Origin of the sequence: Martinezella miluonensis, from assembly GCF_900094545.1 — a bacterium.
GTDB classification, from domain to species: domain Bacteria; phylum Pseudomonadota; class Alphaproteobacteria; order Rhizobiales; family Rhizobiaceae; genus Rhizobium; species Rhizobium miluonense.
Genome location: NZ_FMAH01000002.1, coordinates 129,638 through 155,111 on the forward strand (window position 1 = coordinate 129,638; position 25,474 = coordinate 155,111).

Below are 25,474 nucleotides of genomic sequence, written 5' to 3' on the forward strand. Positions count from 1 at the left end.
TTTCCTCCGTTTTTTATCTCGACAATGATTGCCTCCCTTGTTTATGTTATCGATAACATTTGATGTCAAGAGAGGACGTAAAAGATGGACAAGCCACCGATCCTGCAGATTGGCCCTTACCCGCAATGGGATCAGGAACCGCTCGACGCGGCGTTTCAGGTCCATCGCTATTTCGAGGCTGCCGACAAGGCAAAACTGCTTGCCGAGGTCGGATCGTCGATCAGGGCCATTGCAACGCGGGGCGAGCTCGGCGCCAGCCGGGCCATGATCGAAGCCTGCCCGAATCTGGAAGTCATTTCGGTCTATGGTGTCGGCTTCGATGCTGTCGACCTGCAAGCCTGCCGAGAACGCGGCATCCGTGTCACCAATACCCCCGACGTCCTGACCAATGACGTCGCGGACCTGGGGATTGCCATGATGCTCTGCCTGTCGCGCGGCATGATTAGCGCGGAAACCTGGGTGCGTGACGGCAGCTGGGCGCAAAAGGGTCTTTACCCCCTCAAGCGCCGGGTCTGGGGGCGGCGCGCCGGCGTACTCGGTCTCGGCCGCATCGGCTTCGAAGTCGCCAAACGCCTGAAGGGCTTCGACATGCAGATTGCCTATTCCGATGTCGAGGCAAAGCCCTACGCATCCGACATGACGTTCGTGGCTGATCCGGTCGAGCTGGCTAAACAATCGGATTTCCTGTTCGTGACGCTCGCCGCTTCGGCCGCAACCCGGCATATTGTCGGTCATGAGGTGATCGAGGCGCTCGGGCCGGAAGGCATGCTGATCAACATATCCCGCGCTTCCAACATCGATGAAGAAGCATTGCTGGAGGCGCTGGAGACAGGCAAGCTCGGATCGGCGGCGCTTGACGTCTTCGAAGGCGAACCGAAGCTTGATCCGCGCTTCCTGGCGCTCGACAATGTGCTCCTGCAGCCCCACCATGCTTCGGGCACGATCGAGACGCGCAAGGCCATGGGTCAGCTCGTGCGCGACAATCTCGCTGCCCATTTCGCCGGCCAGGCTCTGCCTACACCCGTTCTTTGAGGAGGAAGACATGAAAGCCATCGTCGCTCACGCCGCCAAGGATGTGCGGATCGAGGATCGCCCGGAGGAAGAACCGGGCGCGGGAGAAGTGAAGCTGAAGCTCGCGACCGGCGGTGTCTGCGGCAGCGATCTGCATTACTACAATCACGGCGGCTTCGGCACGGTGCGCCTGAAGGAGCCGATGATCCTTGGGCATGAGGTCAGCGCGACCGTCATCGCCCTCGGCCCCGGCGTGGAAAGCCTCGAGGTCGGCCAGCTCGTTGCCGTTTCCCCTTCCCGACCCTGCCGGACCTGCCGCTACTGCCTGCAGGGATTGCCCAATCAATGCCTCAACATGCGCTTCTATGGCAGCGCCATGCCCTTCCCGCATATTCAGGGTGCATTTCGCGAGACGCTCGTCGCCGACGCCATCCAATGCGTGCCCGCCGATGGCCTGACCCCGGGCGAAGCAGCGATGGCAGAACCCCTGGCGGTCACCTTGCACGCAACCAGACGCGCGGGCGAGATGCTCGGCAAGCGCGTTCTCGTGACCGGCTGCGGCCCGATCGGTGTCCTGTCGATCCTGGCGGCACGCCGGGCAGGTGCTGCCGAGATCGTGGCCACCGATCTTTCCGATTTCACACTATCGCTTGCCAGGACGGCGGGCGCCGACAGGATCATCAACACGAAGAATGAGCCCGAAGCCCTTGCCGCCTATTCCGCAGATAAGGGCACTTTCGACGTACTCTATGAATGCTCAGGCGCAGCCGCAGCGCTGGTCGGCGGCATTGCCGCACTTCGCCCGCGCGGCATCATCGTACAGCTCGGCCTCGGCGGCGACATGAGCCTGCCGATGATGGCGATCACCGCCAAGGAACTGGAGCTGCGCGGCTCGTTCCGCTTCCACGAGGAATTTGCCGTCGGTGTCGACCTGATGCGCAAGCGCCTTATCGATGTGCGGCCGCTTATAACGCATACCGTGCCGCTTGCCGACGCCATCAGCGCCTTCGAAATCGCCTCGGATCGAAGCAAGGCCATGAAGGCGCAAATCGTCTTCGCCTGATCCCGCGCGAGCATGTGTGAAATCCGCCCGTCGCAGGACAGGCGGATTTCACACGAGATAATATCTAGTCGAGATCCGCGCCAATCGCCTTAAGGGCAGCGCGTGCCACCTGTTCGTCCTGTTCGCCGGAACCCGATCCCACACCGATACCGCCAACAAGCACGCCTGAAACACGGATCGGCAGGCCGCCACGCAACCCTGTCGCATCCCCTTTCGTTGCTGCTGCCAAGAGCAGCCTGGCATGCTCAGGCAAGGAATGGCTCGGCGCGCCGATGGAAGCAGCCGTTTGCGCCTTGGCAAGCGCGCTCTTCAGCGACTGGAAACGCGAACCTCGCATGCGGAAGGAACCAAGCGTTACCCCGCTCTGATCCACGATGACAATGCATTGCGGTTGCTGCATTTCCGATGCCGCGGAGATAGCAGCGGTCAGCAACGTCATCACGCCTTCGTCGCTCAGGACACTTGATGTCAGAATATGGTTCATACACTATCCTCCCCGCTTGCGGACTCATCCGAATATGTTATCGATAACACGTTTACCGGACGATGTAACCTTATGGGAGGTGTTGTCACAATGTCGTTCTTCGAGATCATGGATCCCGCTTTTGGGAAGTTCGTCCTCGGCAACGCTCCCGTCAAACAAATTGCCACCGGCTTCGATTGGGTGGAGGGGCCGGTCTGGTTCGGGGATCTGAATTGTCTGCTCTTCTCCGACATCCCCAACAATCGCATCATGCGCTGGATACCCGGCGTCGGCACCAGCATCTTCCGCGAGCCTTCCAATTTTTCCAATGGCCATACCCGCGACCGGCAGGGCCGCCTTGTCAGCTGCGAGCATGGCGGCAGGCGTGTGACGCGCACCGAATTCGACGGATCGATCACGGTCATCGCAGACAGCTTTCAGGGCAAGCGTCTGAATTCGCCCAACGACGTTATCGTTGCCTCCGACGGCGCCATCTGGTTCAGCGACCCTCATTATGGCATCGCGACGGACTATGAAGGTCACAGAAGTGAGCAGGAGCTGCCGTGCAATGTCTACCGTGTCGACACGTCCGGCACGATCTCCGCCGTCCTGACTGATTTCAATTGCCCGAACGGGCTCGCATTCAGCCCGGACGAGAAGAAGCTCTATGTCGCCGACACCGGCCGCATGCACGCCAGCGATCCGCAGCACATCCGCGTTTTCAATGTCGGCGAAAACTGGCGCCTATCGGGCGGTGAGGTATTCCATGTGATCTCGCCTGGTTGCGCCGATGGCATGCGGCTCGACAGCGACGGCAATCTCTGGTCGTCTGCAGCCGATGGCGTTCATTGCATCGCGCCCGACGGCCATCTCATGGGCAAAATCCTCGTGCCCGAAACCGTCTCCAACCTCTGCTTCGGCGGTCGTGGCAAGCACAAGCTTTTCATGACGGCGACCACGAGCGTCTACGCGATCTCACTGAACCGGAGCGGCGCACTCTGATAAAGGGCTCGCCACGAGGCCGCGAATATGGCCGAAGCAATAGCGATACAACTTGAAAGCGATGACCTGAAAAAGTCGTCAGCCGGCCACGATTAGACCTTTGGCCTTCAATACGGGTTCAAGTTTGCTAACTTCTATCACCGTCTTACCCTGCTTATAGGCTGCGATATAACCTGCTTCGGCATCTTCACGCGCCTGCGAAAGCCGCGCTACCTCTTGCGCTTCCTCTCTGCGAACGACAACGAGACCATCCGCGTCTCCGACGACGATATCGCCCGGATTGATGATCTCTCCGCCGACGATGATCTGATCGTTGACCGCCGCGATCGTCTCCTTGACCGTGCCTTTAATGCAGACGCTGAGCGAGAAGACTGGAAACCCGAGCTCTCTCAACTGAAGCGTGTCGCGGACGCCAGTATCGGTCACCAATCCGCCGATGCCCTTGGCAAGGCACGCATTGGCCAGAACGTCGCCGAATGAGCCCGCTTCCTCGTATTCGCCGGCGGACACGACGATGATGTCGCCCGGCTTGGCGTAGTTTATCGCAAGCTGCAGCATGATGTTGTCGCGCGGCGCGCACTTCACCGTGAACGCCGGCCCGCAAAGCTTCATGCGATAGTCCACGGGCTTCAGGCGCGAGGAAAGTGCGCCGCGGCGACCCTGGGCCTCATGGATCGTTGCAGGAGAGAATTTGGAGAGCGCTTCGATGTCTGCTTTGCTCGGTCGCTCGGTGATATCTTTGATGTGGGTCATGGAAACTTCTCATGGTTAGGCCGGCGGCGCATACCGCCGCCGGAAATCAACAACGTTGTTCGGATGGATAATTGATCTGGCGCTGGAATGCGGCGTTAGGGAATTGGGTCGAATTTCAATTCCGAGATCGGTACGACCTTTTCGTTACGCGTCATTTTGTATTCGGTATTCGGACCGAGCCATTTTTCCCAGATCTTGTTGATCTCGCCTGCCTCGTCGAGCTTGTGCAGGACTGCGTTGATCTTTGCGGTCAGCGCAGGCTGGTCCTTTTGCATGCCAATGCCGACGGGCTCCAAAAGCATGGGCTCATCGATCATGCGCATTTGCTTGCCCTTCGTCTTTGACTCGTTGACAAGCAGCGTCGTCGTCATTGTATTGGCCACCAGGCCGCGCGCCTTTCCCTGTTGAACGGCAAGATAGGCGGACCCGGTATCCTGGAAGGTCAGCGGATCGGATTTGTTGAGCTTGATCGCCAGCTCCGAGGTCGAGCCCTTGGTCGAGGCAAGACGTTTGCCTTCGAAATCGGCTTTCTTCTTGCCGGCGTCATCGGCGGGAACAATGAGCATTTCCTTGGCAACATAATAGGGATCGCTGAACTGGATCTGCTCAGCGCGGCTCAGCGTATAAGCAAGGTTGGCGACGGTGATGTCGACGCGGCCAAGCTTGACCTCCGGGACACGCGCTTCGACCGAGATCGGCTTGATCTCGGCTTTCACGCCAAGTTCATTTGCAATCGCCTTGCATAGATCGACGTCAAACCCAACCATTTCGCGGGTCTTCGGATCCGGTGAGGAGAACGGTGGCACGTCGGCATAGGTCGCGCAGCGGAGTGTCTTTGCCGTCATGATCGTATCGAGTTGGTCGGCCTTGGCCGGCATGCCGGCAGCGACGCCGGCGAGTGCCAGCGCTGCGGTGAAGCATTTCCAATTCATTGCTGTTCTCCTTGTTATTGATTTGTGATGCTCAGTGGCGCAGATCGGAAAGAAAGCGCTGCGCTCTGGGATGACGAGGATTTTTGAAGAACTCCTCCGGGGGAGCAGTCTCCAGAATCTCGCCGGCGTCGATGAACCAAATCCGGTCGGCGACATCGCGGGCAAAGCCCATTTCATGCGTGACACAGAGCATGGTCATTCCTTCGGCTGCCAGGCTTTTCATGACGCTGAGCACTTCGCCCACCATTTCGGGGTCAAGTGCGCTCGTCGGTTCGTCGAAGAGCATGACGGGCGGCTCCATGGCGAGCGCACGGGCGATTGCCACGCGTTGCTGCTGACCACCGGAAAGCTGACCGGGATAGGAATTCGCCTTGTCGGCAAGACCAACACGATGAAGCAGTGCAATGGCTTTCTCGCGCGCCACCTTTGCCGATACGCCCTTGACCCGGATCGGCGACATGGAAACGTTGTCGACAACCGACAAATGGGGAAACAGGTTGAAATTCTGAAAAACGAACCCGATCCGGCTGCGCAGCCGATTGAGCTCGGCAGCGCCCATCGGGGCATGAATATTCTTTCCTTCGAAGCTTATCGAACCGCTATTGATCTCCTCCAGCCGGTTGACCGTGCGGATCAGGGTTGACTTGCCGGAACCGGACGGCCCGCAAATAACGACCACCTCGCCGCGGCTGACATCGGCATTGATGTTGTTCAACACCGGGTAATGACCGTAACTCTTGCAGACGTCTAGAAGACGTATCTCCTGAGCGTCCTGCTGCCCGAAAACTGGGATGCTCATAGCTGCTCCGTAAAAGTTTTGAGGGGAACGACATCCGTGCGAAGGCGAGCCCTGCTTGGCCCTGCACGTCGGCGAGCAATTCGCTTTTCAACGCTGTTGGCGATGTAGGTCAGGCTCCAGCAAAGGAGATAGTAGACCACGGCGAGGATGAAGAAGACCTGGAAAGGCTGCGAGAGAAGTTGGTTGTTCACCTGGCTTGCCGCAAAGGTCAGATCCGGCACATTGATGACGTAACCGAGCGTTGTGTCCTTGATCGTCGAGACGAAAGTCGAGATCATGCTGGGGATCATATTGTAGAGCGCCTGCGGCAAGATCACGAAGCGCATCGCTCCGATGTAACTGTGGCCGAGAGCCCGGGCTGCGTCCATCTGCCCTTGACCGAGTGAAACGATACCCGCCCGTACGACCTCGCTGAGAAACGCCCCTTCATAAATCACAAGCGTTACCAGCATGATCAGGAAGCTCGGCACATCAGCGCCGGTCCAAAGCGGAACGACAAAGTAGGACCAAAGGATCAACATCAGAAGCGGAACGCCGCGTGTGATGTAGACCAGGCCGGTTACCGGCCATCTCAGAACCGCCCATTTGGAAAGGCGCGCCATGGCGAGCAGGATACTGACAGGGAATGCGAGCAAAATCGCAAGTACTGAAAGGATAAGCGTATTGGCAAGGCCACCCAGCGGGCCGTTGGGATACTGGCCGATGAGCAGCAGAAGCCAATAATCATGGATGATTTTGATGATGTCTTGGATCACGCCCGCGCCCTCCGCACCGGATCCGAGCGCACGGAGAGATACGCACCCAAAGCCATGATGATGAGCGAGAAGAACAGATAAATCACGGTGCCGACCAGATAGATTTCAAAAGTGCGGAAACTGACGTTGTCGATTTCCTTTATCGCATGCGTAAGCTCAGACGCACCGACGACAATGGCGAGACTGCTGTTTTTGAAAAGAGACACACTGTGATTGATCAGCGGCGGCAGTGCATTACGCAGGCCCTGCGGCATGATCACGAAACGCATTGCGGAGAGATAGCCATGCCCGAGCGCTTTGGCAGCCTCCATCTGACCGGGACTGACGGAGCGCAAGCCGGACCGCAAGTCCTCGCTGAAATAGGCTGCCTGGCACAATCCAAGTCCGATGACGGCGAATATGGCTTCGGCGTTATGGTTGGCGAGCCAGTCGGTGATGCCTTGCGGCATCAACGAATAGATCCCGAAATACCATAGCATGAGCTGCACAAGCGTCGGAACATTGCGGTGATAGGAGACGTAAGCTTTTACGATGGGGTCGCCAACACGAAGTGGCGACATCCGGAGCGCAAAAAGTAACATGGCGAGCGTCATGGCAAGCAGCCAGGAGCCGAGATAGATGACGAAGGTCATCTCGATACCCTGCAGGAGCATCGCCCGATAGTCCGGATTGGTCAGGATGGCGGAAAGATCGAACCCGCTCACCGCTTCGCACCTTCCGCGTCATATGTGGCGGCAGGCGTCTCAGGTTTCGCCGTCTGCAGGCCGCCCATCACCTGCAATGTCGGGGTGATCTCCATGTGGCCGATATTGACCGCGACCGGCGCTGAAATCGCAAAGGCGATCGCATCGGCGATATCGGTGGCCTGTGGCAGCTCAAATCCATCGATGAAGCGTTCGCGCACACTGGGGTCACTGCCATGGACGTGGTTGAAAATATCGGTCGCAACGCGGCCAGGGCAGATTTCTGTTACGCGGACGCGCTTGCCGAATGCGTCGATGCGCAGCTGGTTCGACAGCATCGCAACGCCGGCCTTGACGGCATGATAGGTGGAGTTGCCGCCGAAATTGTAGTTGCCGGCAATCGAGGAGATGTTGATGACATGTCCGCGGTCGCGGGCCACCATTCCGGGCACGATCAGACGGCAGATGTGCAGAACGGCGCGGAGATTGACGTCGATAAGGAGATCGATGTCCTCTTCGTCCGCCTGAAGGAATTTCTTCGGCCGGTCGACGCCGGCATTGTTCACAAGAATGTCGAACTGAACGCGGCTTGCGAGATCGGCGATGGCTGCACGATCCGTCACGTCGACAACGTGCGCGATGCATCCCGTACGCTCGGCCAATTCCTGCAAGGCACCGGCGCTGCGGGCGATCGCATGCACTTCGATGTCCTCGCGGCAAAGCCGCTCCACCACCGCAGCACCGATACCGGATGAAGCGCCGGTGACCAGCGCGGTCTTGTAGTCGGAGAATGACATTCTGATCCCCTTTTTGTTGGTGTGGACATTAGCGGAGCTTCAACTGCTTGCCTAAGACCGATTACTTTTGGAGTAATAAGCAAGTTTTATGGAGGCTGGTCAGCCACGAGCGCGCGGGCTTTTACTGCGGGCGATTGCACCTTTTTGCAAAAGTCCGCATGGCTTTCCGACATCGGCCCTCGTTGCAAAACGGATGCGCGTCTGCAAACATGCCCGCAAAGACAGAACAGCGCCGAATGCCATGGATATCAGACGCTTCAAATCCTTCATCGCCATCGTCGATAGCGGCAGCATTACGCGGGCTGCCGATATCCTGCACCTGGCCCAGCCGGCACTGAGCCAGCAATTGGCGGCGCTCGAGGAGCATTTCGGTCAGAAGCTCCTGATCCGAAGCCAGCAGGGCGTCAGCATGACCGATGCCGGACACGCGGTCTACCGGCACGCGCAGATCATTCTCCGTCAGATGGAACAGGCACAGGCAGATGCGGCGGCCGCCGGCAATTCGCTTGCGGGGCGCGTTTCAGTCGGCCTTGTGCCTTTCAGCAGCGCCGCCACGCTTTCCGTCGATCTACTGACGGAGACAAGGAAGAGGCACCCCGGGATTCTGCTTCATCTGACTGAGAGCGTCGGTCAGACCTATAGCCAGATGATCATGAACGGCCGGCTGGAAATGGCGCTGATCCACGGTATCGGACCGATCAAGGGCGTAAGATTCGAACCGATCCTCAGAGAGGAATTCTACTTCGTTGCCCATCGCAATTTGGCAATCGATTCGGACCCGAAGCCCCTGCCGGTCAGCGCACTGGATGGCATGCCTATGTTGTTGCCTCCGGCTTACAATTTCGTACGCCGGGCCGTCGATGCCGCCTTCACGCGCAGCCGGATCAATCTCAAGGTCGTGGCCGAAGTCGAAATCGTGCGAACCCTGGCGCGCGCAGTCGGCGCCGGACTTGGTGCCACCATCATGCCAAAGGCGATCGCCGATCGCATCGTATCGGAATCGAGCGACCCTCTCGTCTGCCGGCTCGTCTCGCCGCGGATCGAGGAAACGCTGTCGCTTTGCACGTCCGATCAGAATTCACTGTCGGAGCCGGCATTTGCCGTCAAGGACATCCTCGTCGAACTGACCGAGCAGCTGAAATTCTAGGGTTCGGGAGTGTTCCCGACGCCCTTCGGCCCGGAAATCGGGCCGAAGGGCGCGGTCATCTGTCAACGCATATCGCGGCAGAACTGAGCGATACGGGCGCAGCCCTCGCCAAGCATTTCCATGCTTGTTGCATAGGAGATGCGGAAATAGGGGCTCATGCCATAGGCGGCACCCTGTACCGTCGCAACGTGGTGCTCATCCACGAGCGCCATGACGAAATCGACGTCCGTCTCGATCTTGCGTCCACCCTTGGTGGTCTTACCGATCAGGCCGGACATATTGGGATAGATGTAGAAGGCACCCTCGGGCTTGTGGCAGCGCAATCCTTCAATCTTCGACAACTGCTCGAGAACGAAATCACGCCTTTCCCTGTAGATCGCCGCCCGCTCCTTCAGCAGATCCTGCGGACCATCCAGCGCAGCAATCGCCGCCGCCTGCGTTACCGTCGTGATGCCGCCGCCATTCTGACCGTTAACGTTGCTGATAGCGGCGATCAATTCCTTCGATCCGCTGGCGCAATATCCCAAGCGCCAGCCCGTCATGGCATAGGCCTTGGAGACGCCGTTCATCGTCAGGACGCGATCATAAAGCCTGGGTTCGGCATCGGCGATCGTGCAGAATTCGAACCCGTCATAGACCAGGTGCTCGTAGATATCGTCGGTCAGGATCCAGACATGCGGATGGCGCAACATGACTTCAGCGATCGCGGCCATTTCCGCGCGCGAGCAGGCTGCACCCGTCGGATTGTTCGGGAAGTTCAGGATAAGCCACTTGGTACGCGGCGTAATCGCAGCTTCAAGGTCCTCGGGACGCAGCTTGAATCCAGCCTGCTCGAAGCAAGGCACGGGAACCGGGACGCCGCCGGCAAATTTGACAATGTCGGCGTAGCTGACCCACGACGGCGTGGGAATGACGACCTCGTCACCGGGATTGCAGGTGGCAAGCATCGCATTGAAGATCACCTGCTTGCCGCCGCCTGAAACGACGATCTGGCTTGCATCGTAGTCGAGGTTGTTGTCGCGCTTGAACTTTCTGCTGATCGCAGCCTTCAGCGCCGGCGTACCGTCCATCGGCGGATATTTGGTATCGCCAGCGAGCGCTGCGGCATGAGCCGCCTCGATCGCATGACCGGGCGTTGGGAAGTCCGGCTCCCCGGACGAAAGGCTGACGACCTTGATGCCCTTGGCGGCCAGTTCCCTGGCGCGCTGCGTCATGGCGGCGGAAGCGGATATGGAAACATTCTTGAGGCGATCGGCTATGGAAGGCATTGGCGTCATCTTTCGGTGGAAATGGAAAATTTGGTTGCCCGGGACAATCAGGATGCAAGCTCGGCTGCAGCCGCAAGCGTGGCGCCGGAAGCCTCGATTTCGCTGCGGATGATCCGGGCAAGCTCCAGCGAGCCGGGTGTATCACTGTGCACTAGGATCGACCTGGCAGGCATTGCAAGCGTCGTGCCGTCGATAGCCTCGACGCTACCGTCGGTCAGGAAACGACGTACCCGCGCCCGGACCGCAGCCTCATCCTTGACCAGCGCGCCGGGCACGCCGCGGGCGACGAGCTTGCCGCCGGCATCATAGGCGCGGTCGGCCAGAAATAGCGCCAGCGTCTTAAGTTTCGCGCGCTTTGCCGCCTTTTCGATTTCGCTGCCGGCCGTCACGAATATCGCGAGACGTGGATCCACAGTAGAAATCGCATCCATCATCAGATCGGCGAGCACGGCATCACGATCGACCATGTTGCCCATGGCCGCATGAAAGCTGAAATGTCCAACAGTCATGCCTTCGCTTTTGGCGATCGCGATCAATGCGCCGAGCTGGTAAAGCATCTGCTGTCGAAGTTCGTCCGGCTGGAACGGCATCTCGCGCCGGCCGAAACCGGAGCGATCCGGCAGGCCCGGATGCGCGCCGATCCCCACGTGGTATTCCTTCGCGAGACGCACCATGCGCGCCATCGTGTCCGGATCACCGCCATGAAAACCGCAGGCGATGTTGGCCGACGAAACGATCTTCATCATCGCTTCGTCATCGCACAGCCGATAAGGGCCGAAACCTTCGCCCATGTCGGAATTCAGATCGATCTTCACCGCTTCCTCCTTTTCACTTGCCGTCAGGTCATCGCCTTCAAAGCACGCTTGACCATTTGCGAGGTCTTCCTGACATCCTCAACATAGCGGGCAACAGCCTGTTCAATCGCGCGGGCCTCGGCGTGCGTGGAGCGCACAAATCGCAACCGGCTCCCGATCCGAGCCTGGCCGAGCCGCCACAGATCGCATTCGATGACACCGGCGATCTTGGGATAGCCGCCCGCAGTGTTGGCATCGCTCATTTGAATGATCGGCTCGCCGCTGGGCGGGACCTGAATCACGCCGGGCACCACGCCATGGGAGCGCATCTCGACCGTCGCCGTCGGTTTGATCGGTTCGCCGGACAGGCGATAGCCGGTGCGGTCGCTGCTCGACGATATCCTCCAGGTCTGGCTCCAGAAAGCCTCGCCATCGGCGGCGAACAGCTCATGTTCGCCAGCGGCTATAGCGCGGATCGGCAGCGCGCCGTCGATGGGACCCGGGAAGGCATCACGCAGAGCTACAGCCGGCTCGATGACCGCAATGCCGCTTGCCGGCGGGGGAAGCACATCAGAAGGCGTGCCGAATTCAATTCTATCGCCCTTGATGAGCGGCCGACCGGCATTCCCGCCAAAGCCGCCGCGCAGGGAAGTGCTACGCGAGCCCATGAGGATCGGGACATCCAGCCCTCCACGAAACACGATATAGGCGCGGGCCAATCTCGGCGGCTGTCGGAGCTCCAGGATCTGACCCGGCTCGGCGACATGGGTACACCATGGAAACAGTTCCCGACCGTCGAGCATCGGATGGCCGTCCGTACCCGTGACGCCAAAGACGCCACCGGTCTCGAACCGCAGTTTGAACGGAAAAGTCTGAACCTCTATTGCAGCCGCATCGTCGTTATTGCCGACGAGGATATTGCCGATCTTCACCGCAAGAGGATCCATCGCGCCACTGGCTGAGACGCCGATATCGCGATAGCCGGGACGGCCGAGATCCTGGACGGTGTTGAATGGGCCTGTTTCGACGATCTCGATCATAGCTCGATCCTTGCCGGCAGAAAGCGCACGGTATCGCCGGGTGCCATCAGGGCCGGCGTCGCGGAGGTCGGATCGAACATCTGCAGTTCCGCATGGCCGAGGGAATTCCACCCGTTCGGACCCGTCAGCATCGCAACGCCTGTCTGCATTCCGCCGATCGTCACGCTGCCCTTCTCCATCCGCAATGAAGGAACGGTCTTGCGAGGCATGTAGATGCGCGGATCGAGCCCGTGCAGGTAGCCGAAACCGGGGGCACTTCCCAATGCAAAGACGCGATAGCTTGCCTCGTGGTGAATGCGCACCACCTCGCGGTCGCTCAATCCGCAAAAGTCGCAGATAGCAGGAAGATCGATTGCATAAGCGCCGCCGTAGTGAACGGGGATTTCGATGATTTTCCCCGCCAGGTCGAGGCTTTCAGCATTGTTCCATGCTTCGAGGAGCCGGCCCGCAACGATTTCAGGATCCTCCGGCGTCTCCTTGAAGATCGCCAGGAGATTGGTCATGCCGGGGATCACTTCCGCGATATCAGCCCAACCCTTTACCCTTTGCGCCAGGGCCCAAATCCATCGCTGCGCAGGGAGATCGAATTCACCCGGCGCTTCGAGCAGGAAGGATCTAGCCCCGATGCAAGAAACTCGTGCCCGGCCTTTTGTGGCGGGAACGATTTCGCGCGACGACGCGAGAGTGTTCGATGTTGCAATCATGATATCGGCTCGATTTCGAACAGGGGATCACCAAATCCGGTGAGCGCATCAGGCTCCACCAATAGCTTGGTCAGCAAGCCGGACCGGCCAGCAAGGATAGGAAGCAGAACAGAATCGATGCGGATGAAGCCGATCACCTCCTCGTCGGCAACAGTGCGAGGCAGGCGCTCGGCTCCATCGGAATCCGAAGGGTGCAAAGGATAGAAATGACCTGCCATCGGCGCTTTGACCGTTGTCGCCAGTGTCACGGCTAAGCCCGGCTGTGCGTTTCCCGTGAGACTGATTTGGGCGCCCGCCTCTTTCGAAACCACGATGCGCAGATTGCCGTCGGGCCTCGAGATTTCCAGACCGTCCACTCCTGCTGCTGTCAATGCATCAGCTAGGAATACGATGGTCGCTAGATCGGTGAAGTCGATCGCGCTCATGCCGCCCTCCGATGCTTGAGCCACTGCTCCAGGTAGTGGATGTCCGTCCCACCGCGGACGAAGCCTTCGTCGTCGAACAATGCGCGCAGCAATGGCAGGTTGGTGGAAATCCCTTCTATTCGGGTGGCGGCAAGCGCGTCGCGCATTTCTGCCATCGCTTCCGCACGATTGGGCGCGTGGACGATAAGCTTGGCGATCAGCGAGTCATAATAGGGCGAAACCCGATAGCCGGCATGGATATGGGTATCGACGCGGATGCCCGGCCCTTCCGGCAGGGCAAGATCGGAGATCGTGCCTGCCGAAGGCAGGAAGCTTTCGGGATCCTCGGCATTGATACGGCATTCGAACGAGTGGCCGGTACAGATCACATCGCCCTGCGCCGTTTCCAGGGTAAGCCCTTGAGCGACCTGTATCTGTGCCTGAACAATATCGATCCCGCTGGTCATCTCGGTGACGGGATGCTCGACCTGCAGGCGTGTGTTCATTTCGATAAAATAGAACGCGCCATTCTGGTAAAGGAACTCGAAAGTCCCCACACCACGATAGCCGATTTGCCTGCAAGCTTCGACGCAAGCCATACCGACGGGTTCGATCGTTTCTAAGGGAATCCCGGGTGCCGGTGCCTCCTCGACGACCTTCTGATGCCGGCGCTGCATGGAACAATCGCGATGCCCAAGCCAGATGGCGTTGCCGTGGGTATCGCAGAGCACCTGAATCTCGATATGGCGTGGATGTTGGAGGAACTTCTCCATGTAGAGCGCTGGGGAACCGAAAGCCTGACGGGCCTCCTCACGCGTCAAAGCGATGGCCTCGTGCAGCTGGCCTGCCTCGGGAACCACTCGCATCCCTCTTCCGCCTCCGCCGCCTGCGGCCTTTATGATCACGGGATAGCCGATCTCCTGTGCAATGCGTTCGACGGAAGCCGCATCATCCGGAAGCGACGTGTCTGGGCCGGGCACACAAGGTACACCGGCGAGAATCATCGCCCGTTTTGCCGCTATCTTGTCGCCCATGGTCGCGATCGAGGAAGCTTCAGGACCAATGAAAACAAGGCCGGCCTTCTCGACGGCTTCAGAGAAAGCGGCGTTCTCCGCCAGAAACCCGTAGCCGGGATGGATCGCGCCAGCTCCGCTCAAATGTGCAGCAAGCAAGATCGCATCCTGATTGAGATAACTGCTGGCTGCATTCGAGGGTCCGATGCATAGAAAGCTGTCGGCTGTCTTGCCATAGGGCGCCTGCCTGTCCGCTTCGGAGCAGATCGCGACCGTCTTCAGGCCAAGTTCGCGGCAGGCACGCTGAATTCGTGCAGCAATCTCGCCCCGATTGGCAATCAGAACCGTATCGAAACGCCGTGCCGCCAGGTCTGCCTTGTCGAGAGGTTCCACCATCACGCGATCTCCGCGAGCATGTCGCCCGTCTCGACTTCGCCGCCATCCACTTCGGTAAGGCGCATAATGCGACCGGCCTGCGGCGCGGCGACCTTGTTGAAGACCTTCATCGCTTCGATGATGAAAAGGGTCTGCCCTTCCTCCACCACATCGCCGATCTTAACGAAAGGTGCCTGCCCCGGCGCCGGTGCGCGATGCAGGACGCCGAAGATCGGCGCCTTTACGGTGACGATCGAAGCCTGGGTATCTGCCGAGGCGTCGCGACTGCGTTCAGCAGGACTAGTTGGCGACCTCTCGAGCGCTTTCGCCGAAGCGATCGGAGCAGCCTTACCCGGCGTACAGAAAATTCGAACTGTAACGTCTTTTTCCGTTACCGTGAGTTCGGTAACGTTCGATCGTCCAACAAAATCGATCAGCGTTTTTATCTTCGACAGGTCCATGCGAGCACTCGGTATTTCGGAGTACCTCGCGCAATCCAATTCATGACGACTGCGTTTGGCTGACGTTCTCCGTACACGATGACTCTCGCGATGGGGTCAGAAGAACTTTTGATGACGCAGGTCAGCAGCCGATGGGATAGCTGAGCCCAAAAGGGTCTTGGTCGATTTCTACCGACCAGAATCGGGCTCTTCAATTGCTGGGCCACCTTCCAGGGCGCGGCGAATTGAAGTTTGATGTCATAGGATCTTCCGCCCCCCGGATTCCGGTGAGCAGCTCGAAAGCGTTCGCGGTTTGCAACCTCACCATGCCGGCCCGCGCCGCACGTATCAAACCGTCGATGGTCAATGCGGCAGGCCTCGATCAGCCTGCGTTGCCGCCATCTGCAAGCGGAACGAACAGACCGAGCTTCACGTCTCGCAACACCACGTTCGTATGCATGCGCCGGATCTGAGGATTCTCCGCCATGATCACGGCGGCGATGTCGTCATAGTGCTCGACATCCCGAGCGGTGACGATCGCGACGAGGTCGACGGCACCTGTGACATAGTAGACCTGCTGGATATGATCCTGCTTTTCTGCCCAAAGGCGAAACTTGGCAAGAGCATCGTAGTTGTCCCGCTCGATCTCCATGCCGACGATGAACACCATCGGGGTGCCGGTTGCCTTGCGGTCCACAACCGCGATTTCCGCCCTGATGATACCGTCTTCGCGCAGCCGTTTCAGGCGCCGTTGCACAGCGGATGTCGAAAGGCCGACCTCCTCGGCTATCGCCTCGGCAGTGAGCTGACAATTTCGCTGGACGATATCGAGAATATCGCGATCAAAACGATCCAGATTTTCCATCCGCATTCCTCTGACCGGCTGGCGAAATTACGTGACGACATCTCTATTCTATCATAAAAGATGCAAATGGAATACATTTTTGCGTTTTTTATGCAAAATAATCTGAAATTGTGCGCAAATTCCGCTCTCCTTCGCGATATTCTCCGCAAATTGTTTTCTAGTGGAATTGGGTATGACAGAGCTGTCCTCCCAGGCGCTCTGTGTGGAAGATCTTCACAAGAGCTTTGGGTCACATCAGGTTCTCACGGGCGTTTCAACCACGGCCAATCAAGGGGACGTGATTTCCATCATAGGCTCGTCCGGGTCCGGAAAGAGCACGTTTCTGCGTTGCATAAACCTGCTTGAGATGCCCGATCGCGGACGCATCGTTGTCAACGGTGAGGAGGTCGCCCTGAGGCAGGGACGCCAGGGACAGATGCAGCCGAAGAGTTGGCGGCAGATAGAGCGGATGCGCAGCGGGCTGGGAATGGTGTTCCAGAGCTTCAATCTCTGGGCCCATATGACCGTTCTTGAAAACATCATCGAGGCGCCGGTGCATGTCTTGGGCGTCCCCCGTCGCGAGGCGATCGAGAAGGCACAGGCTCTTCTTGGCAAGGTCGGTCTCTACGATAAGCGCGATGCCTATCCGGCCTTTCTTTCCGGAGGTCAGCAGCAGAGAGCAGCGATTGCTCGCGCACTCTGCATCGATCCGGCGGTGATGCTCTTCGACGAGCCGACATCGGCGCTCGATCCTGAGCTGGTCGGCGAAGTGCTCAAGGTCATCCGAGATCTCGCCGAGGAAGGCCGAACCATGCTGCTGGTCACGCATGAGATGCGCTTTGCCCGCGATGTCTCGAACCACGTTCTCTTCTTGCATCAGGGACGCATCGAGGAGGAAGGGCCGCCCGCGCAGGTCTTTGACGCTCCGCTCAGCACTCGCTGCCGTGAATTCACCGGCATGCTGTCGGCCTGATCCTCCCTCCATTCACAGACAACAACCCCAGGAGAACCCTTATATGAGACTGATTTCCACTTTGCTTGCCGGGCTTGCCTTCACGCTCTCTTCCGTGACGGCACAGGCAGAAGTTCGTTTCGGCATCATGAACGAATCCTATCCGCCCTTCTTCGCCAAGGACGCTTCCGGCAAGTGGCAAGGTTGGGAAATCGACATGATGAATGCCGTTTGCGAGCAGATGAAGGAGAAGTGCTCGATCGTTGAACTCTCCTGGGATGGCCTCATCCCTGCACTTCAGAGCAAGAAGTTCGATGTGATCTGGTCATCGATGTCGAATACCGCCGAGCGCTCGAAAGTCATCGATTTCACCGACAAATATTACAATACGCCCAGCACGCTGATCGGCCCGAAGGACCAGAAGCCCGGCGCGACCGCAGACGATGTCAAAGGCAAGACCATCGGCATCCAAGTATCGACCATTCAGTCGGAATACTACAAGAAGTACTTTGCCAAGGTCGCGGAAGAGAAGACCTACCAGACGCTCGACGAGGCGTTTCAGGATCTTGCCGCTGGTCGCATCGACTATGTCTTTGGTGATTCACTTGCTCTCGATGCCTTCCTGAAAAGCGATGGCGGCAAGGATTGCTGCGCCAAGATGGGCGACGTGGCCGACGACAGGGAAATCCTCGGAGCGGGCGTTTCCGGCGGCCTTCGCAAGGAAGACACCGAGCTCAAGGCAAAGCTCAACGCAGCGATCACCGCGGTGCGCGTCAGCGGCAAATACGACGAAATCAGCAAGAAGTACTTCGATTTCGATATTTACGGCGCCAAGTAAGAAATCGCGACGATGGCGATCTCCCAACAAGGCATTCTGGACCTGCTCTCCCCCTATCCGCCGGGATGGGGTGGAGTGCTCTTGACCGGAGCCGCCTCCACGGTCGCCATCTCCGCCGGCGCTTTTCTGATAGGTCTTCTGCTTGGTACGGGCGGTGCACTGGGCAAGCTTTCCGGCATTAGGCCGCTCAGCCTTCTGCTCGAACTCTACACCACCGCGATCCGCGCCATCCCTGAGTTGATCCTGATCGTCGGGCTCTATTATGCGGGGACGGATGGCCTCAATCGGCTCCTTGCCGCGCTCAATCTGCCGGCGTTCGAATTGAACGGCTTTGCGGTCGCAGTCGCCGTGCTCGGTTTCGTTCAGGGCGCTTATATGACGGAAGTGCTGCGCGGCGCGATCCTTGCGATCCCGATTGGCCAGATCGAGGCGGCAAAGGCTTTCGGCATGGGGCCGCGTCTGCGTTTCCGCCGCATCATCCTTCCCGCCCTGTTGCCAAACGCCCTACCGGGCCTCGCCAATCTATGGATGTCGGTCACCAAGGACAGCGCTCTTGTCGCCGTCGTCGGCTATCAGGAACTGGCTCTCGCCACGCGTCTCGCCGGCGCGAGCACGAAGCATTACTTCATCTTTTTCCTGGCATCCGCCCTCATCTATCTCGCTCTCACACTCGTCTCTAATGCCATGTTTAATCTGGTCGAGCGTCGGGTACGGCGCGGCCAACCGAAGCCGGCGTGAGGAGTGTTGGCATGACCTTCTCATGGATAACCTCCTATTGGCCGCTTCTGTTGACGGGGGCCGTGCAAACGCTGTCGCTGCTTGCGATTTCGGTCGTCTTCGGTTTCATCATCGCAATCGGCCTTGCCTTCGCCCAGGTCAGCGGCGGCCCGTTTCTGCGAACTCTCGCTCGCGGCTATTGCACTTTCTTCCGAGGCACGCCGCTGCTGATACAGCTCTGGCTGCTCTATTACGGTGTCGGTTCTTTTTTGCCGATGATCCCTGGTATCCGTCAAAGCCTGTTCTGGCCGATCTTGCGCGAGGGCTTCTTCTTTGCAGCCGTCAGCTTCACGCTGAACTATGCAGCTTACGAGGCGGAGGTTTTGCGTGGCGCATTGCTTGCCGTCCCGAAAGGCGAGCTGGAGGCAGGCCGCGCATTCGGGATGCGACCGTTCACACTGACCAGGCGCATCTGGCTGCCGCGTGCCATTCGCATTGCATTGCCGACGATCGGCGGCGAAATCGTCATGCAGCTGAAGGCGACACCGCTCGCCTTCACCGTCACGGTGATGGATCTTTACGCCGTTGCCACCAAGGTGCACCAGGACACGCTGCTCGTCTACGAGCCGCTGATCGTCGTCACCGTCTTCTATCTCATTCTCACCGCCATCGTCGCACGAGCCTTCCGCTTTCTGGAAGCGCAGGTGCCGGTGCGGCGCTAATCACGGCACGAAGGAGAGATCAGACCTCTCCGCAGATCCGAACTATTCTGGAGATCCCATTCATGAGCAAACTCTTGATCCTCGACGGCGGCATGAGCCGCGAGCTCCTGCGGCTCGGAGCCGAACTGAAGCAGCCGGAATGGTCGGCCCTCGCCCTGATCAATTCGCCCGATATTGTCCGAAGGGTTCATGACGAATTTATCGCCGCAGGCTCTGACGTCATTACGACGAATAGCTATGCACTCGTACCGTTCCATATTGGCGAGGAACGATTCCGGAAGGAAGGGGCTGCCCTGATCGCACGCTCGGGGCAATTGGCCCGCGACGCTGCCGATGCGTGCAAGGATCGGAAAATTCTGGTCGCCGGTTCGCTGCCACCCATCTTCGGTTCCTACGAGCCGCAGAATTTCGATCCGTCGCGGGTGCAGGACTATCTCAAGGTCCTGGTGGAAAACCTCGATCCCTATGTCGATGTCTGGCTCGGCGAAACCCTTAGCCTGATTGCCGAAGGGCAAGCCGTTCGTACTGCAGTCGCTGAAACCGGCAAGCCATTCTGGATCTCCTTCACGCTGGCGGATGATACTGCGCAAAGGAATGGCGCCTCTCCCAGGCTCCGCTCTGGCGAGTCCGTCGAGGATGCGGCTCTATGGGCCGCCTCGTCCGGCGCCGACGCACTCCTGTTCAATTGCAGCAAGCCGGAAGTCATGCGGGAGGCCGTCGATACAGCAGCGGAGGTCTTCAAGCGGGGCGGCGACAATCTACAGATCGGCGTCTATGCCAATGCCTTCGAGGGAGAACAAGGCGAGTCTGCCGCCAACGAAGGCCTTCATGCAACCCGACAGGATCTGAACGACGACGCCTATTCACGCTTCGCCTGCTCATGGATCGATGCTGGCGCGACGATGGTCGGCGGTTGCTGCGGGATTGGCGCTGGGCATATTCATCGGTTGAAGAATGCTCTCCTGCGTCCTCAAGGAGCGTAGGAGAGCCTCGCGCAAACACTGATCCGGAAGGCGGTTGACCCTAAGGATGGTTCTTTGGGACCCGAACGATCAGGCAGCCTTGGAGGAGGCACCCGCAGTCCTGTAGGCTATCAGATCTTCGATCGTGATAAGATGAAGGCCATGCCGCTCGGCGAAGGTTTCGAGTTCGGGCAGACGGGCCATGGTGCCGTCGTCGTTTGCCACTTCGCAGATGACACCGGAAGGCGAAAGGCCGGCGAGCCTGGCAAGATCTACGGCCGCTTCCGTATGCCCGGGGCGAGACAAAACGCCATTTGGATGCGCGCGAAGAGGAAAGATATGACCGGGCCGGGCAAACTCTTCCGGGCGCGCGCCATCCCTGACCAGAGCCTGAACCGTTGCCGCCCTGTCGGCGGCGGATATTCCGGTCGTGGTTCCCGGGATGTAGTCGACTGAAACGGTGAATGCGGTCTTCAGGACTTCCGTGTTGCGCGGCACCATCAACGGGATGTCGAGCTCGTCAAGCCTCTCACCTTCCATCGGAACGCAGATCAGACCACGCGCGTGGTTCATCATGAATGCGATCGCCTGTGGCGTGACCGCTTCCGAGGCAATCACGAGATCGCCTTCGTTTTCGCGGTCGCGATCATCGACAACAACCACGATCTCGCCCCGCGCAATCGCTGCGATCGCATCTTCAATTTTCGAAATTGCCATTTTCCTGCCTTTCAAGGGTTGCCGTTCAGAACGGCGTACATGGCCTGTCAAAGCCACCATTTTCCCTTGGGCGAACAAGCATGTGAACGCCACCACGAAGCGGCGTCTCCTGCGTTGCCCTCTTCCATCCGGACTATGACCGTCGGCTCCGGCATCTCACCGGATCTGCTGACCCTTCGCAGATTGCGAAAGCGCTCGCGGGCTCCGAGTTGCCTCGATACCGCCGGTGGGGAATTACACCCCGCCCTGAGAACGTCTCTAAGATAGATGAGGATCATCTCGTTCCGCAAGAGGTTGATGGACCTTCGGCTTTCGAGAATTCGGCTTTCCGTGTGAAAACACAGTTCCTCTTTGTTGAACGAAGCTAGGACATGATCAAACCACCGTCGACATTGATGGTCTGTCCAGTGATATAGGCCGCATCGTTGCTGGCAAGAAAAGTGACGAGACCTGCAACGTCTTCACCCGACCCGGCCCGTTTCATCGGAATGCCTTCGACCCATTCCTTCATGAGCTCGCCGGGACCGTAATTACCCAGCAACTTGCCCCATGCCTGGTCGTTATAGGCCCACATGTCGGTTTCGATGATGCCGGGGCAAAAGGCGTTCACGGTAATGCCCTCGATCGCAACTTCTTTCGCAAGGCTCTGGGTAATGCCAACGACGCCCATCTTCGATGCCGCATAATGCGGCGTGTAAATGAAGCCGTCGCGCGCCTGGCCGGAGGCTGTATTGATGATGCGGCCACCGCGGCCATGCTTGCGCATGCGGGCAATTGCCTCCTGGGCGCAGAGGAAGACGCCTTTGGTATTGACGGCCATGACCTTGTCCCATTCGCCCTCTGTCATATCCTCGATGCGGGTAATGGTGATGACGCCGGCATTCTGAATAGAAACATCGATGGCGCCGAACGCCGTCTCGGCAGCTGCGTAGAGACCCTGCACGCTGGTCTTGTCCGTCACGTCGCCGACGAAAGAAATCGCCTTTCCGCCATCGGCCTTGATCTGCTCGGCGACCGCATGGACGGAATCCTCGTTGGCGGAGACCACAAGATTGGCACCCTCTCGCGCAAACCGTTTGGCGATCGCAGCGCCGATGCCGCGGCTCGCGCCGGTGATGACGACGGTCTTGTTTTCGAAGCGTTGCATTCCCTGTTCCTTTTGCGGCTACGGCCAGGCGCGGCGTGATTCAAGGGCCGATCATCCCGCCTGCTGTTTGCGACTTCAAACGGCGGCCAAGATGATCTCGGCGAACTCCGACGCCTTCAGCGACGCCCCTCCGACCAGAGCGCCATCGACGTTGGAAACACCAAAGATCGCCGCTGCGTTCGACACCTTGACCGAACCTCCATAGAGGATCCTGACAGAGTACCCATCTTCTCCCAGCCGCTCTCCGAGCGTCTGCCGGATGGATAAATGCACCTCCTCGATCTGTTCGAGGCTCGGAACCAGTCCGGTTCCGATCGCCCAAACCGGTTCGTAGGCGATTGCCGTGTTCGAACTGGTCGCCGTGTCGGGAATTGATCCTTCGAGCTGGGCGCGAACGACATCGATCGCTCTTCCCTCATCCCGTTCTGCACGCGTCTCCCCGATACAAATGATGCTCGTCAGACCTGCCTTGTGGACTGCTGCGGCCTTGCCCGCGACTGCGGCATCCATTTCCTTGTAGGCGGAGTGGCGTTCGGAATGCCCGAGGATCACGAAGCGCGCGCCGATTTCGGCGAGCATCTCTGCGGAGACGTCTCCAGTGTAGGCACCTGAGGTCTGCGCATGGCAATCCTGTGCGCCGACGGCGATCGCCGCGCCTTTGGTACACTCGACGGCCTTCTCGACCAGCGTGAAGGGCGGGCAGACGACGATGTCGCGCGCCGCCTCGCCCGTTAGTCCCTTCAGCGCCTCGATCTCAGCCAGGGAGGAAGCGAGACCGTTCATTTTCCAGTTGCCTACGATCAGCTTGCGCATGACATCACCAGCAGCAGAAGCCGCCGTCGACGAGCAGATCGACGCCCGTCACGAAGCTTGCGGCATTGGATAGCAGGAAGACGGCAGGACCGACCATCTCGTCGACACCAGCCATGCGCTGCATCGGCGTCTGCTCCTCGAAGAGCTTCGTCTGATGGACCATTTCCGGACGCGTGTTCATCGGCGTCGCCGTATATCCCGGCGAGATGGTGTTGACGCGGATCCCACGGCCGACCCACTCCATCGCCAGCGACTTCGACATATGGATCACGCCGGCCTTGGAAGCGTTGTAATGCGCCTGGCTGAGGCCGCGATTGACGATCACGCCCGACATGGAGGCGATGTTGACGATCGATCCGCGTCCATTTTTCAACATGGCGCGTGCTTCCGCCTGGCAGGACAGGAAGACGCCTTTCAGGTTGATGTCCATCAACGTCTGGTATTGGTCCTCCTCCATCACCTCCGCGGGGCTGGCGTTGGCGATACCGGCGGCGTTGACGGCAAGTGTCAGCGCACCGAGTTCCGCCTCGGTGCGCGCGACCGCCTCCTCGAGAGAAGACCTGCTGGTGACGTCAGCCGCAATCTGGATGGAGCGACGGCCGGCCGCCTTGATATGCGAGGCCGTATTCGCCAGGCCATCGTCCGAGCGACGATCAAGAAGCGCGACCTCGGCTCCACACTGCGCGAGGCCGATTGCGATACGCTGCCCAATTCCGCTTCCAGCTCCGGTCACGAGGGCGACCTCTCCGCTGAGATCGAAAAGCCTCGGGGCATTTAGAGTGATGTCGGACACCGCTCTTCCTTTCTGTTTGTCTAGATTGTCGCCAGTTCCATGACCGAGACGTCGTTGGCCTCGTCACGGTTCAAAATACCTGCCTGCTTGCCCTGGGCGAGCACCAGAATGCGGTTCGACACGCCGAGAACCTCCTCGAGATCGGAGCTGACGACAATGACCGCCACCCCCTGTTTCGCGAGGTTTACGATGATGTCGTAGATGCTCGCACGGGCGCCGACGTCGATGCCTCGGGTCGGTTCGTCGAGCACCACGACCTTGGGATCACGCATCAGCCACTTTGCGATGACGACCTTTTGCTGGTTGCCGCCCGACAGGTCCGAGGCAAATTGTTCGGCGCGACCTTTGACGCCGAACTTCGCCACCGCCTTCTCGGCGAAGGCACGCTTGACGCGCGATGTGATCCAGCGTCCGCCGAGCTTGTCGAGATTGGCGTAGATGATGTTCTCACTGATGCGATGGCCTACGACGAGGCCCTGCTCCTTGCGGTCCTCGGGCACCATCACGATACCCTTTGCGATCGCATCCGCCGGATCGCGAAGCTTGAGTTCCTCGCCTTCCAGCTTGATCGAACCAGCGCTGATCGGATCGGCACCGGCAATAGCGCGGACAAGTTCCGTGCGGCCGGCACCAACCAGTCCGGCGATGCCGAGGATTTCACCCGCACGAACGTCGAACGTCACGTCCCGGAAGGAGTCGTCAGGCGAAGTCAGTCCGCTGACCTGCAGCACCGGACGATTAGTCGGCTCAGGAAGAGCCGGGAACATCCGGTCCAGCGAGCGGCCGACCATGCTCTCGACGATCGTGCGAACGGGTGTCGCACTGTCGGCAAACTCCTGGACGCGCTCGCCGTCGCGCAGAACGACGATGCGATCGGTGATCTGCCTGATCTCCTCCATGCGATGGGAAATGTAGATGATGCCGACGCCTTCGGAGCGAAGCTTCCTCACCTGCTCAAACAGGGCTTCCGTCTCCGCACCGCCGAGTGCGGCAGTCGGTTCGTCGAGGATCAGCAGCTTGGCATTGAGCGCCAGCGCCTTGGCGATTTCGATGAGCTGCTGATTGGCTGTCGACAGGCCCGCAACCTTGCGCGTCGCCGGAATATGCAGGTTCAGGCGAGCGAGCTGTTCCTGCGCACGCCGGACCATCTGGGGGCGATCAACGGCCCCATTCTTCATCGGCCATCGCCCGATAAAGACATTCTCGGCAATCGAAAGATGTGGCAGGAGCTGCAATTCCTGATGGATCAAGACGACGCCCTTGTCGATCGCGTCGCGCGGAGTGGCTGGGGCATAAGGCTGCCCCAGCCATGTCATCGTTCCTTCGGAGGGCGTGCGTGATCCGGCGACAATGCCCGACAGCGTGGACTTGCCGGCGCCGTTCTCGCCGAGAAGCGCGACCACTTCACCGGGATAGACATCCAGGCTGACATTCTTCAGCACCTGAAGCGATCCGTAGCGCTTGGATATGCTCCTCAGGGAAAGAACGGGCTCGGTCACGGCACACCTCCTCAAGATTTCGGCACG

At 59.3% G+C, this 25,474-nt stretch carries 29 protein-coding genes and 1 riboswitch; of the genes, 9 read left to right on the plus strand and 20 right to left on the minus strand.

All coding sequences use genetic code 11. The annotated features are described in order from the left end of the window. The first annotated feature begins 84 nt into the window (after window positions 1-84). Window positions 85-1,032, plus strand: coding sequence for a 2-hydroxyacid dehydrogenase (locus GA0061102_RS02990; protein WP_092843932.1), 948 nt, complete (start codon window positions 85-87; stop codon window positions 1,030-1,032). Window positions 1,033-1,042: 10 nt separating this feature from the next. After that, entirely contained in the window at window positions 1,043-2,074 is a 1,032-nt protein-coding gene (locus GA0061102_RS02995) for an L-idonate 5-dehydrogenase (RefSeq protein ID WP_092843934.1), read from the plus strand. Window positions 2,075-2,138: 64 nt separating this feature from the next. Here GA0061102_RS02995 and GA0061102_RS03000 read toward each other — a convergent pair whose 3' ends face one another. Then, window positions 2,139-2,558 carry a GlcG/HbpS family heme-binding protein gene (locus GA0061102_RS03000; RefSeq protein WP_092843936.1) on the minus strand — a complete coding sequence of 140 codons (420 nt, stop codon included), beginning with the start codon at window positions 2,556-2,558 and terminating at the stop codon, window positions 2,139-2,141. A gap of 90 nt (window positions 2,559-2,648) precedes the next feature. Here GA0061102_RS03000 and GA0061102_RS03005 point away from each other — a divergent pair, with 90 nt between their 5' ends. Further along, on the plus strand, window positions 2,649-3,539 hold the full coding sequence (locus GA0061102_RS03005; RefSeq protein WP_092843937.1) for an SMP-30/gluconolactonase/LRE family protein: 891 nt from the start codon (window positions 2,649-2,651) through the stop codon (window positions 3,537-3,539). 78 nt (window positions 3,540-3,617) lie between these two features. On the opposite strand, the gene GA0061102_RS03010 is transcribed toward GA0061102_RS03005, so the two are convergent. The 6 genes from GA0061102_RS03010 to GA0061102_RS03035 form a co-directional block, all read right to left on the minus strand. Beyond that, on the minus strand, window positions 3,618-4,292 hold the full coding sequence (locus tag GA0061102_RS03010; protein WP_092843938.1) for a 4-carboxy-4-hydroxy-2-oxoadipate aldolase/oxaloacetate decarboxylase: 675 nt from the start codon (window positions 4,290-4,292) through the stop codon (window positions 3,618-3,620). Between the two features lie 95 nt (window positions 4,293-4,387). Then, window positions 4,388-5,224: an ABC transporter substrate-binding protein gene (locus GA0061102_RS03015; protein ID WP_092843939.1), complete on the minus strand. Its 837-nt coding sequence runs from the start codon at window positions 5,222-5,224 to the stop codon at window positions 4,388-4,390. Window positions 5,225-5,255: 31 nt separating this feature from the next. Further along, window positions 5,256-6,023, minus strand: coding sequence for an amino acid ABC transporter ATP-binding protein (locus tag GA0061102_RS03020; RefSeq protein ID WP_092843940.1), 768 nt, complete (start codon window positions 6,021-6,023; stop codon window positions 5,256-5,258). Further along, a complete protein-coding gene (locus GA0061102_RS03025; RefSeq protein WP_092843941.1) occupies window positions 6,020-6,778 on the minus strand; it encodes an amino acid ABC transporter permease in 759 nt (252 codons plus the stop codon). Before GA0061102_RS03025 ends, GA0061102_RS03020 begins: the two co-directional genes overlap by 4 nt. Beyond that, complete coding sequence (locus GA0061102_RS03030) at window positions 6,775-7,482, minus strand: amino acid ABC transporter permease (protein WP_092843942.1); 708 nt, start codon at window positions 7,480-7,482, stop codon at window positions 6,775-6,777. Before GA0061102_RS03030 ends, GA0061102_RS03025 begins: the two co-directional genes overlap by 4 nt. After that, complete coding sequence (locus GA0061102_RS03035) at window positions 7,479-8,258, minus strand: SDR family oxidoreductase (RefSeq protein ID WP_092843943.1); 780 nt, start codon at window positions 8,256-8,258, stop codon at window positions 7,479-7,481. The genes GA0061102_RS03030 and GA0061102_RS03035 overlap by 4 nt, the downstream gene beginning before the upstream one ends. Before the next feature lie 241 nt (window positions 8,259-8,499). On the opposite strand from GA0061102_RS03035, the gene nac reads away from it, so the two are divergent. Then, window positions 8,500-9,405, plus strand: coding sequence for a nitrogen assimilation transcriptional regulator NAC (gene nac, locus GA0061102_RS03040; protein ID WP_092844240.1), 906 nt, complete (start codon window positions 8,500-8,502; stop codon window positions 9,403-9,405). 62 nt (window positions 9,406-9,467) lie between these two features. Here the strand turns inward: nac and GA0061102_RS03045 are convergent, their stop codons facing one another. From GA0061102_RS03045 to GA0061102_RS03080, 8 genes are all read right to left on the minus strand, one after another. After that, a complete protein-coding gene (locus tag GA0061102_RS03045) occupies window positions 9,468-10,673 on the minus strand; it encodes a pyridoxal phosphate-dependent aminotransferase (protein WP_092843944.1) in 1,206 nt (401 codons plus the stop codon). A gap of 47 nt (window positions 10,674-10,720) precedes the next feature. Further along, complete coding sequence (locus GA0061102_RS03050) at window positions 10,721-11,488, minus strand: 5-oxoprolinase subunit PxpA (RefSeq protein ID WP_092843945.1); 768 nt, start codon at window positions 11,486-11,488, stop codon at window positions 10,721-10,723. Between the two features lie 23 nt (window positions 11,489-11,511). Beyond that, the gene (locus GA0061102_RS03055; RefSeq protein ID WP_092843946.1) at window positions 11,512-12,507 is read right to left on the minus strand and encodes a 5-oxoprolinase subunit C family protein; all 996 of its coding nucleotides are present in this window, start codon (window positions 12,505-12,507) and stop codon (window positions 11,512-11,514) included. Then, window positions 12,504-13,211, minus strand: coding sequence for a 5-oxoprolinase subunit PxpB (gene pxpB / locus GA0061102_RS03060; protein WP_092843947.1), 708 nt, complete (start codon window positions 13,209-13,211; stop codon window positions 12,504-12,506). The genes GA0061102_RS03055 and pxpB overlap by 4 nt, the downstream gene beginning before the upstream one ends. Further along, complete coding sequence (locus tag GA0061102_RS03065) at window positions 13,208-13,636, minus strand: acetyl-CoA carboxylase (protein ID WP_092843948.1); 429 nt, start codon at window positions 13,634-13,636, stop codon at window positions 13,208-13,210. The genes pxpB and GA0061102_RS03065 overlap by 4 nt, the downstream gene beginning before the upstream one ends. Further along, the gene (locus GA0061102_RS03070; protein ID WP_092843949.1) at window positions 13,633-15,024 is read right to left on the minus strand and encodes an acetyl-CoA carboxylase biotin carboxylase subunit; all 1,392 of its coding nucleotides are present in this window, start codon (window positions 15,022-15,024) and stop codon (window positions 13,633-13,635) included. The genes GA0061102_RS03065 and GA0061102_RS03070 overlap by 4 nt, the downstream gene beginning before the upstream one ends. Continuing rightward, window positions 15,024-15,464 carry an acetyl-CoA carboxylase biotin carboxyl carrier protein gene (locus tag GA0061102_RS03075; protein ID WP_092843950.1) on the minus strand — a complete coding sequence of 147 codons (441 nt, stop codon included), beginning with the start codon at window positions 15,462-15,464 and terminating at the stop codon, window positions 15,024-15,026. The genes GA0061102_RS03070 and GA0061102_RS03075 overlap by 1 nt, the downstream gene beginning before the upstream one ends. Window positions 15,465-15,825: 361 nt before the next feature. Next, window positions 15,826-16,308, minus strand: coding sequence for an Lrp/AsnC family transcriptional regulator (locus GA0061102_RS03080; RefSeq protein WP_092843951.1), 483 nt, complete (start codon window positions 16,306-16,308; stop codon window positions 15,826-15,828). Between the two features lie 172 nt (window positions 16,309-16,480). On the opposite strand from GA0061102_RS03080, the gene GA0061102_RS03085 reads away from it, so the two are divergent. The 5 genes from GA0061102_RS03085 to GA0061102_RS03105 all read left to right on the plus strand — a co-directional run bounded on the left by GA0061102_RS03085 (window position 16,481) and on the right by GA0061102_RS03105 (window position 20,499). After that, on the plus strand, window positions 16,481-17,260 hold the full coding sequence (locus tag GA0061102_RS03085; RefSeq protein WP_092843952.1) for an ABC transporter ATP-binding protein: 780 nt from the start codon (window positions 16,481-16,483) through the stop codon (window positions 17,258-17,260). Window positions 17,261-17,303: 43 nt separating this feature from the next. Further along, window positions 17,304-18,077 carry a transporter substrate-binding domain-containing protein gene (locus GA0061102_RS03090; RefSeq protein WP_092843953.1) on the plus strand — a complete coding sequence of 258 codons (774 nt, stop codon included), beginning with the start codon at window positions 17,304-17,306 and terminating at the stop codon, window positions 18,075-18,077. Between the two features lie 12 nt (window positions 18,078-18,089). Beyond that, the gene (locus tag GA0061102_RS03095; protein WP_092843954.1) at window positions 18,090-18,815 is read left to right on the plus strand and encodes an ABC transporter permease; all 726 of its coding nucleotides are present in this window, start codon (window positions 18,090-18,092) and stop codon (window positions 18,813-18,815) included. An 11-nt stretch (window positions 18,816-18,826) separates the two neighbouring features. Beyond that, the gene (locus GA0061102_RS03100; protein WP_092843955.1) at window positions 18,827-19,516 is read left to right on the plus strand and encodes an ABC transporter permease; all 690 of its coding nucleotides are present in this window, start codon (window positions 18,827-18,829) and stop codon (window positions 19,514-19,516) included. Window positions 19,517-19,578: 62 nt separating this feature from the next. After that, window positions 19,579-20,499 (plus strand): homocysteine S-methyltransferase family protein, encoded by a 921-nt coding sequence (locus GA0061102_RS03105; RefSeq protein WP_092843956.1) that lies wholly within the window; start codon window positions 19,579-19,581, stop codon window positions 20,497-20,499. A 69-nt stretch (window positions 20,500-20,568) separates the two neighbouring features. Here the strand turns inward: GA0061102_RS03105 and ribB are convergent, their stop codons facing one another. The 5 genes from ribB to GA0061102_RS03130 form a co-directional block, all read right to left on the minus strand. Then, window positions 20,569-21,195 (minus strand): 3,4-dihydroxy-2-butanone-4-phosphate synthase, encoded by a 627-nt coding sequence (gene ribB, locus GA0061102_RS03110; protein ID WP_092843957.1) that lies wholly within the window; start codon window positions 21,193-21,195, stop codon window positions 20,569-20,571. A gap of 112 nt (window positions 21,196-21,307) precedes the next feature. Beyond that, window positions 21,308-21,453, minus strand: a riboswitch (FMN riboswitch). Between the two features lie 106 nt (window positions 21,454-21,559). Beyond that, on the minus strand, window positions 21,560-22,342 hold the full coding sequence (locus GA0061102_RS03115; RefSeq protein ID WP_092843958.1) for an SDR family oxidoreductase: 783 nt from the start codon (window positions 22,340-22,342) through the stop codon (window positions 21,560-21,562). A 75-nt stretch (window positions 22,343-22,417) separates the two neighbouring features. Then, window positions 22,418-23,155, minus strand: coding sequence for a triose-phosphate isomerase (tpiA, locus tag GA0061102_RS03120; protein WP_092843959.1), 738 nt, complete (start codon window positions 23,153-23,155; stop codon window positions 22,418-22,420). Window positions 23,156-23,159: 4 nt separating this feature from the next. Next, a complete protein-coding gene (locus GA0061102_RS03125) occupies window positions 23,160-23,948 on the minus strand; it encodes an SDR family oxidoreductase (RefSeq protein ID WP_092843960.1) in 789 nt (262 codons plus the stop codon). A 20-nt stretch (window positions 23,949-23,968) separates the two neighbouring features. Then, window positions 23,969-25,447, minus strand: coding sequence for a sugar ABC transporter ATP-binding protein (locus GA0061102_RS03130; protein ID WP_092843961.1), 1,479 nt, complete (start codon window positions 25,445-25,447; stop codon window positions 23,969-23,971). Window positions 25,448-25,474 lie beyond the last annotated feature (27 nt).